Source organism: Sphingomonas baiyangensis, assembly GCF_005144715.1.
Lineage (GTDB): Bacteria > Pseudomonadota > Alphaproteobacteria > Sphingomonadales > Sphingomonadaceae > Sphingomonas > Sphingomonas baiyangensis.
This window is the reverse complement of the sequence record NZ_SWKR01000002.1, coordinates 1,413,113-1,424,794: the sequence shown is the minus strand read 5'-3', so window position 1 is coordinate 1,424,794 and position 11,682 is coordinate 1,413,113. Positions and strand designations below refer to the sequence as shown.

Sequence of the window (11,682 nt, the reverse complement as noted above, 5' to 3'; positions counted from 1 at the left end):
CTACCATTCACGCCACGGCGCATCGCCGGGGGGACTTTCGGCGAGACGATGGACAAAGAAGCGCCGAACCACGATCCCGCGCCCGGCGATCAGCCCGCCCTGTTCCTGCTCTCGTTCCGGCAGCGCGACGAGCTTGCCGCGCTCGCGGCGCGCGGTGGCTGGCACGTGGTCGCGGCGCGGCGCGGCGAGGCGGCCGACCGCCGCTTTCGCGCGAGCGGTGCACGGATTGCCGTGGTCGACGCGCGCGGATCGGCCTCGCTTGGCCTCGACGCGGTGCGCGCGATCGCCGAGGCCGATGCGCTCGCCGCGCAGGCAATCCTCGTCTGCGTGTCGCGCAACGACGCCGCGCTGCTCGGCGGCTTTTACGATGCCGGCGCCACGCATTTCCTCGTCAGCCCCTTCGGCGAACACGAGTTTCAGCAGGCGTTGCGCTTCGCGGCGCGTGGCACGGGCGACGGCGAGGGGGACACGCGACGCGGCGGACGCGGCATGCTCGGCTGGCGCTACGACCCTGCGCGCGGCAGCGTGCAACCCACGCCCGCGCTCGCCGCGCTGCTCGACAGCGGCGACCGCATGACCGTGCGCGCGGGCTGGCGCCATGTCGCGCGCGACGAACGTCACCTGCTCAAGACCGCGCTGCGCCGGCTCGCGCGCGAACCCGGCACCGCGTTCGCGCACGCGCTGGCGCCGGTCGGGCGTGTCGTCCAGCATCTGCAGCGCGATCCCGAAACGGGGCGTATCCATGCGCTGATCGAGCCCCTAGGCGATCCGCCCGACATCGGCGCCGTCCTGCGCGATGCGATGCCGCCGGTCCGCGACGAGCAGGGCGCGCGCCAGTGGATCGCACATGCGCTCGATGCCGGATCGTCGCTCGCCGTCGCGCATGTCGCGCTCGCGCGCTTCGATGTCGTCAACATGGCCTATGGGCGCGGCGCCGGCGACCAGCTGCTGCGCGCCGCCAGCCGACGGATCGAGGATGCCGTCGCGCACAGCCTCGGCCGCCGGGCGATCGTGGCGCGGTTGAGCGGCGCGACCTATGCGATCGCCACGCGCGAGCCCGCCGACGCGCTGGCGCGCGCGACCGTCGCGATCGAGGCGGCGCTGGCGCGGCCGTTCGTGGTCGTTGGCGAGCTCGTGCCGCTCGGCGCGCGCATCAGCGTGGCGACGAGCCGAGAGGGCGACGATGCCGCCCGCCTGCTGCGCCGCGCCGCCGAACCGCTCGCAAGCGAGCAGGTCGATGGCGACCGGCTCGACCGGCTTGCGATCGAGCTGCGCGCCGCCATCGAGGGCGGGCAGATCGAGACGCTGTTCCAGCCGCAGGTCGCGATCGCCAGCGGCAGCATCGCTGGGGTCGAGGCGCTGGCGCGCTGGCAGCACCCGCGGCTCGGCGAACTGGGTGCCGAAGCGCTGTTCGCCTCGGCCGAGCGCGCCGGCCTCGGAACTGCGCTGTCGGATCACGTACAGCGCATCGCGCTCGAGGCTGCCGCGACCTGGCCGACCGCGCTCTCGCACCTGCGCCTCTCGATCAACGTCACCGCGCACGATGTCGCGCGGACGGGCTTCGCCGACATGCTGCTCGATCGCATCGACGCCAGCGGCTTTCCGCGCGCGCGGCTGACGATCGAGATTACCGAGAGCGGGCTGATCGCCGAGCTGGGGCGCGCCGCCGGGCTACTCGCCGATCTGCGCCGCGCGGGCTGCCGCGTGGCGATCGACGATTTCGGCACGGGCTATTCGAGCCTTGCCTATCTGAAGGCGCTGCCGCTCGATTATCTCAAGATCGACCGGCAGCTGAGCCAGGACATCGCCGGCACGCCGCGCGACCGCATCGTCGTGCGCGGCGTGATCGACATGGCGCGCTCGCTCGGCCTCGCGGTGATCGCCGAGGGAGTGGAGACCGACGAGCAGCTCGAACTGCTGGCGAAGGAGGGTTGCCAATATTATCAAGGCTTCCTGTGCGCCCGCCCGCTCGACGTGACCGCACTGGCGGCGCTTATCGAGCAACGGGCATGACCGACGCGCGCGATCTGAGCGGCGTCTGGTACGGGTCCTATGCCGCCCAGAGCCGCGCGGTGATCGGCAACGCCTTCATCGCGCATCTCACAGAAACCGCCGGCGGCGTTGGCGGCGCGATTACCGAGCGCGATATCTGGCGGGGCAGCGGCATCGTGCGCGCAGATGTGGCCGGCGTGCGCAACGGTGCTTCGGTACGTTTTGCCAAGACCTATGACGGGTCGGGCGGGATGACGCATACCGTGCTGTATCAGGGCGCGGTGAACGATGCGGGCACCGAGGTCGCCGGCAGCTGGACGCTCGGCAGCTATGGCGGAAGTTTCGTGATGACGCGCGAGATCTTCACTGATCTCGCGATCGAGGATACCGAGGAGCTCGAAGTATCGGCCTGAGCTAGCGCTAGCGCTGGATCATCGTGGCGAGCAGCTCGTAATAGGAGGCGCGATCGATCGGCACGTCGAAGCTGCATCCCAGCCGGCCCCCGAGTGCCCAGCGTATCTCGGCAGCAGCCACGCCGACTACCGGCAGCGTGATGCGCAGCCGCTCGCCCGCCTCGTGCTCGCCCTCGCAACGCGCCATCAGCCCGTGCGGCGAGATATTGACGATCAGCAGCGACAGCGAACGCGCATCGCCGCCAAAGCCGCGCGCACGGAAATGGACGAGATCGCGGTTGCTTTCGCGCTGTTCGACAAAGGCAAGACTGCCCCCCGCATAGGCCATGTCGGGCCGTACTCCCCCTTGGCTGGTGTACCGGCATACAATCTAGATGGCGCGTGTGAACGGCAGCGAAAGGAAGCGGGTTAACAGATGGTTGCGGTTCAGCCGCGCGTCAGCAGGCCGTGGTGCTTGCGCCCGGCGGATACCCGCACGCCCTCTGCCGGCACCGTGACGACCAGCGCATCGTCATCGACCTTCTCGCCGTTCACGCGCGCGCCGCCGCCCTTCACCAGCCGCCGTGCTTCGCCTTTCGAGGCGACGAGTCCGAGCGCCACCAGCGCGTCGACCACGCCGATCGTCCAGGCTTCGACGCGATGGGTAGGCAACGCCTCGCCCGCGGCGCCTTCCTCGAAGGTGCGACGCGCCGTCTCGGCCGCGCGTGCGGCGGCATCGGCGCCACGGCACAGCGCCGTCGCTTCGTCGGCCAGCCGCTTCTTCGCCTCGTTGATCTCAGCGCCGCCCAGCGCCTCGAGCCGCGCGATCTCGTCGAGCGGCAGGTCCGTGAACAGACGCAGGAAGCGCCCGACATCGGCATCGTGCGTGTTGCGCCAGAACTGCCAGTAATCATAGGCGGGCAGCGCATCCTCGTTGAGCCACACCGCGCCTGCCATCGTCTTGCCCATCTTGCCGCCATCGGCGGTAGTGATGAGCGGCGTCGTCAGCCCGTACACCTCGCGTCCGTCGACGCGGCGCGTCAGCTCGATACCGTTGACGATATTGCCCCACTGGTCCGATCCGCCCATCTGGAGCGCCACGCCCATGCGCCGCGACAATTCGCGGAAGTCGTACGCCTGGAGGATCATATAGTTGAATTCGAGGAAGCTGAGCGACTGCTCGCGATCGAGCCGCAGCTTCACCGAATCGAACGCCAGCATCCGGTTGACCGAGAAATGCTGCCCGATGTCGCGCAGGAAGGGGATGTATTCGAGCTTGTCGAGCCAGTCGGCATTGTCGACCATCACCGCATCGCTCGGTCCGTCGCCAAAGGTCAGGAACCGCTCGAACACCGTCTTGATCGAGGCGACATTGGCGGCGATCGTCTCGTCGGTCATCAGCCGGCGCGCTTCGTCCTTGAAGCTCGGATCGCCTACCTTGCCCGTACCGCCGCCCATCAGCACCACCGGCTTGTGGCCCGTCTGCTGGAGCCGGCGCAGCATCATGATCTGCACCAGGCTGCCGACGTGCAGCGAAGGGGCGGTGGGATCGAAGCCGATATAGCCCGGCACCACCTGCCGCACGGCCAGCGCGTCGAGCGCGGCGGCATCGGTCGCCTGATGGATATAGCCGCGCGCCTCGAGCGTGCGAAGCAGATCGGAAGTGTATGCGGTCATGGCGATGCGGCGCATAGCGAAGGCGGCCCGGCGCGTCATCCCCACCCGTCGCTTGACGCAAGAGCGTAGTGCGCGCAGATTCTCCTACTAGCAGGCTATGATATTCGAGCTCGGGAAAGAATCATGCGACACGCGATACTTGCCGGCGACTCGTGGCAGACCGTCACCATCGGCGATTCGTCCGCGATCCCCGGCTGGACACGGCTGCTAGGCTTCCCCGCGACCGGCACGCGACATGTCCATTTCGCGGGCGATACCGTCCAGCAGCGCAACCTGCTCGGCGCGCGAATCGATGAGGCGGTGCGCGCTGCCGATCGGCGTGTGCTGCTGGTGGCCGAGGGAGCGGCGTGTCTGGCCGCCGCGTGGTGGGCGCGGCTGACGCCCGCCGACTATGTCGCGCGGGTGCGCGGTGCGCTACTGTTCGCGCCGGCCGATGCGCGAGCCGGGTTTGCCTCGCCCGCCATCGGGCTACCGTTCCCGACGATCGTCATCGACGAAGCCGACGACGCTGCGCGGCTCGCCGCCGAATGGGGCGCAAGGCTGATGCCGCCGCCACGACACGCGCATCGTCCCAGGGCGGGCTGGGGCACTGCGCTGCAATTGTTCGGGCGGGTGACGCAGGCCGTCGTCGCGCATGATATCCGCACCGCCGAACGATTGCTGGGTCAGCGCGAATAGGCGATTGTCCTGCCCCGCTTTGAACCCTAGCCTTCGGCCATGTCGCCCTTGCTGCTTGTTGTTGCCGCGCAGATTGCGGCGCCGTCTTCCGCCGTGCCTCCGCCCGAGCCCGTTGCGGGCGCGCGCATCGCGTTCGATGCATCGGGTGTCACGCGCCGCCAGGCGGCGGGGCTCGCCGAGGTCGCCGCGCAGCGCAAACTGACGCCCGACGATCCGGTACGCGTCGCCTCGATCTCGAAGCTGGTGGTCGCGATCACCGTATTGCGGCTGGTCGAGACGGGCGACCTCGATCTCGACGCCGACGTGTCGCAGGCGCTGGGCTGGGGATTACGGCATCCGGCGCATCCTGACACCCCGATCACGCTCGAGCTGCTGCTGTCGCATCGCTCGGGGCTGACCGACGGCATCGATTACGTGCTACCGCTCGATGCCGATCTGCGCGCCGCGCTCGCCGAACCCAAGGCATGGGGTGCCGAAGCGCCCGGCATCTATTTCCGTTACACCAACCTCAACTTCCCGATCGTCGCCTCGGTTATCGAACGCGCGACCGGCGAGCGGTTCGATCGCGTCGCGCGTCGCCTCGTCTTCGAGCCGCTGGGCATCGACGCGTGCTTCAACTGGGCGACGTGCAGCGATGCCGCTACTGCGCGCGCGGTGGTGCTATACGAACCAAGCGGCACGACGCCGCTGCGTGACGATCATCGCGGTGCGCGCCCGGCGTGCAACGGCGTGACGCCCGCGAGCGACGGCGGCTGCGACCTCGCGCGCTGGGTGGCCGGCCGCAACGGCGCGATCTTCTCGCCGCAGGGTGGCATGCGCATCTCGGCCGAGGGGCTGGCAAGGCTCGGCCGGCTGCTGCTCGGGCGCGGCGCGGTCGATGGCGTGCGGCTGCTGTCGCCGGCATCCTTCGCGATGCTGGCGACACCGCTCTGGACGTTCGACGGATCGAACGGCGATACGCTGAACGGCTTCTATTGCAGCTACGGCCTCGGCATCACCTTCACCGCGACACCAGTGCAGGGATGCGCTGACGATCCGTTCGGCGATGGGCGGCGGCGCATCGGCCATGCCGGCGACGCCTATCGCCTGCGATCGGGTCTGTGGGCCGATGTCGAGGCCGGGCAGGGCGTCGCCTATTTCGCCACCGGCGTGCCGCTCGATGCGCCAAAAGGGCGTTCGGCCTTCTCGCAGATCGAGGAAAGGCTGGCGGCGGGCCGATGAACCTTCGCCATATCGAGGTCTTTCACGCGGTCTATCTGCACAAGTCGGTAAGCGGCGCCGCGCGCGCGCTCAACGTCTCGCAACCCTCGGTCACCAAGGTGCTGCGCCACGCCGAAAGCCTCCTGGGCTTCGATCTGTTCGTGCGCACAAAGGGCAAGCTGGTGCCGACCGACGCCGCCGACAGCCTGTTCGCCGAGGCGTCGCTGGTGCAGGATCGCGTCCGCGCGCTGCGCGAGACGAGCCGCAACATCCGGCGCGGCGGCGGGACGCTGCGCATCTCGGCATTGCCCTCGCTCGCGCTCGGCGTGCTGCCAGCGGCCGTCGCGCGCTTCCTCAAGCGCCATCCGGGCACCGCGCTTGATCTCCAGACGGTGCATCACGACGACCTTGCCGCCAAGCTCTACGAGCGCGAATGCGATATTGCGATCGCGTTCGAGCCGCCTGCGGGCATCGCCGTCGCCGATCACTGGCTTGGCGAGGGCGAGCTGGTGGTGCTGTATCGCGAAGCCGACCTGCCTGCCGCGCCGCGCCGGCTCGACCTGGGCGACATCGCCGCCTTTCCCTTCATCAGCCTCGCGCACAGCGGCCCGTTGGGGCAGCTTTTTTCGGGCGAGGCCGAGCGGCGCGGCATCGAGCTTGCCGAGATCGTGTCGACACGCACCTTCTACATCGCCGCCACGCTGGTGCGCGCCGGTGTGGGCGTGGCGGTGGTCGACAGCTTCACCGCCGCCGCCTCGCTTTCCGACGAGCTTTCGTGGCGACCGCTCAAACCGTCGATCCAGTTCGACGTGCGCGCGATGCACCTGGAGGACAGGCCATTGTCGCAGGCGGGAGCTGCGTTTCTCGACGACCTGCGCGCTACGATCGACGCGCTATAGCCCGCCGTTATGACCCGCCCCGATCCTTCCTATGCGCCGGGCTCGAGAGGCGCGCATAGGGTCCGGCCATGATCCCCGCGCCCTATCTGCTCTATCTCGGCCATTCGGACGATCCGCTCGGCATCAAGACCTCGCGCGGGCTGGCGCATTTCGTGCCCGCAAGCTGCGTCGGCGAGTTCCGACATGACGATTGTCCGCTCACCGTCGGCATGCCGCGCATGACGCTGGCCGAGGGCAAGGCCGCAGGCGCGCAGACACTGGTGCTGGGTATCGCCAATCCCGGCGGCAGCATGGGTGCGTCGCTGGTGGCCGATGCGCTGGCCGCGATCAGGCTGGGTATGCATGTCGCTGCCGGCCTGCACCACCGTCTGCGCGACGAGCCCGAGTTGGTGCGCGCCGCAGCCGAGGCCGGCGTGCGGCTGTTCGACGTGCGCGATCCGCCGCCGTCGCTGCCCGTGGGGAACGGCCTGCCGCGCGCGGGGCGCCGTCTGCTCACCGTCGGCACCGATTGTTCGGTCGGCAAGATGTACGCCGCGATCGCGATCGAACGCGGGTTGCGCGCACGCGGCCACGCCGCCGATTTCCGCGCGACCGGGCAGACGGGTATCCTGATCGCAGGCGAAGGGATCGCCGTCGACGCCGTGGTCGCCGATTTCATCTCGGGCGCGGTCGAGGTGCTGGCGCCCGCGCGGCACGACGATGGCTGGGATGTGATCGAGGGTCAGGGATCGCTGTTCCACCCCTCGTTCGCCGGCGTGTCGACCGGCCTGCTGCACGGCGCGCAACCGCACGCGCTGGTGCTGTGCCACGAAATCGATCGCCCGCATCTGCGCGGCCTGCCACATGCGCGCGTGCCCGAGCTTGCCGAGTGCATCGACGCCAATCTTCGCATCGCGCGGCTTACCAGCCCCGATGCGCGCTTCGTGGGCGTTTGCCTCAACACCAGCCGGCTGCCCGAGGGAGCGGCCGGGCGGCATTGCGCCGAGATCGCCGCCCAACTCGGCCTGCCCACTACCGATCCGGTGCGCTTCGGCGTCGCGCCCATCGTCGAGGAGATCGAACGGTGCTTCGCATCCTCGACGCCCATCACGACCGTTTCGGCCTGAGCCGCCCGTTCCGCATCGCGCGCGGTACCAAGACCGTCGCCGATGTGGTGACGGTGCACATCCGACAGGGCGATGCGGTCGGACGCGGCGAAGGCGTGCCCTATCCGCGCTACGGCGAAACGATCGACGGCGCGCTCGCAGTGATCGAAAGCGCGCGCAGCGCGATCGAAGGCGGGGCGGGGCGCCGCGAAGTGCTCGAGCTCATGCCGGCGGGCGCGGCGCGCAATGCAGTCGATGCCGCGCTGCACGACTTGGAGGCGCGGCTTGACGGCGCGGTCGTTGCCATGCCGACCACGCTCATCGAAACCGCCGTCACGATCGTCATCGACACGCCAAGCGCCATGGCGCGCGCTGCCCACGCGGTGGCGGGCGTGCCGCTCGTCAAGGTAAAGGTCGATGGCGAGCAGGTCGCCGATCGCATCCGCGCCGTCCGCGCCGCGCTGCCCGATGCGCGCATGATCGTCGACCCAAACGAAAGCTGGAACGCCGCGATCCTCGAAGTCGCGCTGCCGGTGCTGATCGAGGCGCGCGTCGATCTGCTCGAACAGCCGCTGCCCGCCGATGACGACGCCGCGCTCGCGCGTTTCGCCGGCCGCATCGCCATCGCTGCCGACGAGGCGGGGCACGGCATCGCCGACCTGCCGCGCCTGAAGGGAAGCTACAGCCACATCAACATCAAGCTCGACAAGACCGGCGGGCTGACGGCGGCCACCGCGCTCGCCGATGCCGCCGAAGCACAGGGCTTCGGCCTGATGCTCGGCTGCATGGTCTGTTCCTCGCTGGGCATCGCGCCGGCGCTCGCGCTTGCGCCGCGCGCCGCCTTCGTCGATTGCGATGGACCATGGTGGTTGCGCGACGATCGCGAAGGGGGCGTGCGGATCGAGGGGGGGTATCTCCATCCGCCGGCGCCGGGCTTCTGGGGCGGGGCATGAGGCGCCTCGCCGTCGCCGTCACGGCGATGTTGCTCAGCGGCGCACAGGAGGTGCCGCGCGCCGACATCCTCATCCGTGGCGGCACCGTGGCGACGGGCGACGCCGCGCCGTTCACCGGCGACGTGGCGATTCGAGGGGATCGCATCCTCGCCATCGGTCCGCGCCTCGACCTGCCCGCCGCGCGCGTGATCGAGGCAAAGGGAATGCTGGTGGCGCCGGGATTCATCGATCCGCACACGCATGCCGAGGGCGACCTTCTTGCCACCGACGCGGCGGCGCGTCTGGTGCCGCAGTTCCTGATGCAGGGCGTGACGACGGTAATGATCGGCAATGACGGCGGCGGCGCGGTCGATGTCGGGGCAACGCTGGCGAGTGCCGCCACGCGACCCGTCGGCGTCAATTATGGCGCGCATGTCGGCTTCGGGGCGGTACGCCGCGCGGTGCTGCGCGATGCCGATCGCGCCCCGTCACCGGCCGAACTGGCGCGGATGCGCTCGCTCGTCGCCGATGCGATGTGTGCCGGCGCGCGCGGGCTTTCGACGGGACTGTTCTACGCACCCCAGAGCTTCGCAACGATTGGCGAGGTGGTAAGCGTCGCCGCCGAGGCGGGGCGGCGCGGCGGCATCTACGACAGTCACATCCGCGACGAATCGAGCTATTCGATCGGGCTGCAGGCGGCGATTGCCGAGGCGATCGAGATCGGGCGTCGCGCCAGCACGCCCGTCAACATCGCGCACATCAAGGCGCTCGGCGTCGATGTCGAGGGGCAGGCGGGCGCGGTGATCGCGCAGGTCGAGGCCGCGCAGGCCGCCAGTCAGCGCGTGACCGCCGATCAATATCCGTGGGACGCATCGGGCACCAGCCTCGTCGCCGCGCTGGTGCCGCGCTGGGCGCAGGACGGCGGGCGCGGCGCGATGCTCGCGCGTTTCGACGACGCCGCCGCGATGGCGCGGATGCGGCCCGAGATGATCGAGAATCTCCGCCGGCGCGGCGGCGCGGCGAAGCTGCTCGTCACTGCCGGGCCCGAAGGCACGACGGGCCGCACGCTGGCGCAGATCGCGGCGGCGATGCGCAGCCATCCGGTAGACGCCGCGATCGCCGTCATCCGCCGCGACGACCCGGCGGTCGCGTCGTTCAATCAGAGCGAGGCCGATATCGCGGCATTCATGGTGCGCCCCTGGGTGATGACCGGCTCCGATGCTTCGACCGGCCATCCGCGCACCTTCGGCAGCTTCGCACGCAAATGGCGGCTCTATGTCCGCGAGCGCCGGCTGATCGATACCGCCAGCTTCGTCCGCGCCAGCGCGGCGCTTGCCGCCGACACGCTGCGCATCGAAGGACGCGGCCGGCTGGTGCCGGGGCATTATGCCGATATCGTCGTGCTCGATCCGCGCCGCTATCGCGAACGCGCCGACTATGCGCAGCCGCGGCGGTTGTCCGAAGGTGTCGAATGGGTGTTGGTTAACGGCCGTATCGCCGTCGCGCGCGCAAAGCTGACGGGTGTGGCGGCAGGCCGCGCGTTGCCGGCGAAGCCGACCGGTGGTTGCGCATGACGCGGATGCGACACGCATGAAGCGCTGGTTCGCCATCGCCTTGTGGAAGCGCGTGCTAGGCGCGCTGCTGCTCGGTATCGCACTCGGGCTGTTGGCACCGCAGGCGGCGCCCTGGGTGGCGTTTCTCGGCGATCTGTTCGTGCGCCTCATCCGCATGCTGGTCGCGCCCATCGTGCTCGTCACGATCGCGGCGGGCATAGCGGGCATGGCCGACCCCGCGCGTCTCGGGCCGCTTGGCGGCAGGACGCTCGCGCTGTTCGCCGCCACGACGCTCGCCGCCGTCGCGATCGGCATGGGCGTCGGCGCGCTGGTGCAACCGGGCGCGGGCGCCGCGCTCGGTGCGGTCGAGGCGCAGGCGCTCGGCGAGCCCGGCTCGCTGTACGACACGCTGATCGGCATCGTGCCGCTCAACATCGTCGACGCGCTGGCGAAGGGCGACATGCTGGCGCTGATCTTCGTGGCGATCTTGCTGGGCATCGGCACCATGGTGGCGGGGGAAGCGGGCAAGCCGTTCGCCATGCTGCTCGCCTCGGCATCGAACGTGCTGCTCACCATCGTTCGGCTGGTGATGGAAGCCGCACCCTTCGGCGTGTTCGGCCTCATCGCCAATGCGGTGGCGGCCAACGGCGTCGCGGTGTTCGCCAATATCGGCTGGCTCGCCCTGTGCGTCCTGATCGGATCGGCGGCGCAGATGCTGCTCGTCCACCTGCCGCTGCTGCGGCTAGCCGCGCGCGTGCCCATCGGCCGCTTCTACCGCGCGATCGCCGATGCGCTGGCCATCGCCTTTTCCACCGCCTCGAGCTCGGCGGTGCTGCCGGTCGCGATCCGCCGCGCCGAGGACAATATCGGCATCGCGCGCCCCGTCGCCGCCACCGTGCTGCCGCTGGGGGCCAGCATCGGCAAGGACGGGACCGCGATGTATGTCGGGCTGCTCAGCATCTTCAGCCTTCAGGCGCTGGGCCATGCGATGGCGCCGGCCGACTGGCTGGTGGTGCTGCTGACGGGCGCGCTCGCCGCCTTCGGCACCGCGCCCGTTCCTTCGGCCTCGCTGTTCATGCTCGCCGCGGTGCTGGCGGCCGTCGGCATCTCGCCCGAGCAGACCGCGCTCATCGTCGGCCTCGTGCTCCCTTTCGATCGCCTGCTCGACATGACGCGCACCGTGCCCAGCGCCTCGGCCAATCTCACCGTGGCGACGGTAGTGGCGCGGGCGGAGGGCGCGCTCGACACGCGACTAACCCGGCCGCCCGCCTGAT

Annotated in this window: 11 protein-coding genes; 9 read left to right on the top strand and 2 right to left on the bottom strand. The window is 69.9% G+C overall.

What is annotated here, in order from left to right:
* Positions 1-48: 48 nt before the first annotated feature.
* Positions 49-2,013, top strand: a complete 1,965-nt coding sequence (locus tag FBR43_RS10155; protein WP_136943029.1) for a putative bifunctional diguanylate cyclase/phosphodiesterase — start codon at positions 49-51, stop codon at positions 2,011-2,013.
* Positions 2,010-2,405: a hypothetical protein gene (locus tag FBR43_RS10150; protein WP_136943028.1), complete on the top strand. Its 396-nt coding sequence runs from the start codon at positions 2,010-2,012 to the stop codon at positions 2,403-2,405. Before FBR43_RS10155 ends, FBR43_RS10150 begins: the two co-directional genes overlap by 4 nt.
* Positions 2,406-2,412: 7 nt before the next feature.
* Here the strand turns inward: FBR43_RS10150 and FBR43_RS10145 are convergent, their stop codons facing one another.
* Together FBR43_RS10145 and tyrS are read right to left on the bottom strand one after the other, a co-directional pair.
* Entirely contained in the window at positions 2,413-2,733 is a 321-nt protein-coding gene (locus tag FBR43_RS10145) for a PilZ domain-containing protein (protein WP_136943027.1), read from the bottom strand.
* Between the two features lie 98 nt (positions 2,734-2,831).
* Positions 2,832-4,061, bottom strand: a complete 1,230-nt coding sequence (gene tyrS, locus FBR43_RS10140; protein ID WP_136943026.1) for a tyrosine--tRNA ligase — start codon at positions 4,059-4,061, stop codon at positions 2,832-2,834.
* Positions 4,062-4,184: 123 nt separating this feature from the next.
* On the opposite strand from tyrS, the gene FBR43_RS10135 reads away from it, so the two are divergent.
* From FBR43_RS10135 to FBR43_RS10105, 7 genes are all read left to right on the top strand, one after another.
* Positions 4,185-4,739, top strand: coding sequence for an alpha/beta hydrolase (locus FBR43_RS10135; RefSeq protein ID WP_136943025.1), 555 nt, complete (start codon positions 4,185-4,187; stop codon positions 4,737-4,739).
* A 93-nt stretch (positions 4,740-4,832) separates the two neighbouring features.
* Positions 4,833-5,960, top strand: a complete 1,128-nt coding sequence (locus FBR43_RS10130) for a serine hydrolase domain-containing protein (protein ID WP_249276535.1) — start codon at positions 4,833-4,835, stop codon at positions 5,958-5,960.
* Positions 5,957-6,838: a LysR family transcriptional regulator gene (locus FBR43_RS10125; RefSeq protein WP_136943023.1), complete on the top strand. Its 882-nt coding sequence runs from the start codon at positions 5,957-5,959 to the stop codon at positions 6,836-6,838. Before FBR43_RS10130 ends, FBR43_RS10125 begins: the two co-directional genes overlap by 4 nt.
* A gap of 68 nt (positions 6,839-6,906) precedes the next feature.
* Positions 6,907-7,944 (top strand): N-acetyltransferase DgcN, encoded by a 1,038-nt coding sequence (gene dgcN / locus FBR43_RS10120; RefSeq protein ID WP_136943022.1) that lies wholly within the window; start codon positions 6,907-6,909, stop codon positions 7,942-7,944.
* Entirely contained in the window at positions 7,902-8,876 is a 975-nt protein-coding gene (locus FBR43_RS10115) for a dipeptide epimerase (RefSeq protein WP_136943021.1), read from the top strand. Before dgcN ends, FBR43_RS10115 begins: the two co-directional genes overlap by 43 nt.
* Positions 8,873-10,429, top strand: a complete 1,557-nt coding sequence (locus FBR43_RS10110; protein ID WP_136943020.1) for an N-acyl-D-amino-acid deacylase family protein — start codon at positions 8,873-8,875, stop codon at positions 10,427-10,429. The genes FBR43_RS10115 and FBR43_RS10110 overlap by 4 nt, the downstream gene beginning before the upstream one ends.
* Before the next feature lie 16 nt (positions 10,430-10,445).
* On the top strand, positions 10,446-11,681 hold the full coding sequence (locus FBR43_RS10105) for a dicarboxylate/amino acid:cation symporter (protein ID WP_136943019.1): 1,236 nt from the start codon (positions 10,446-10,448) through the stop codon (positions 11,679-11,681).
* Position 11,682 lies beyond the last annotated feature (1 nt).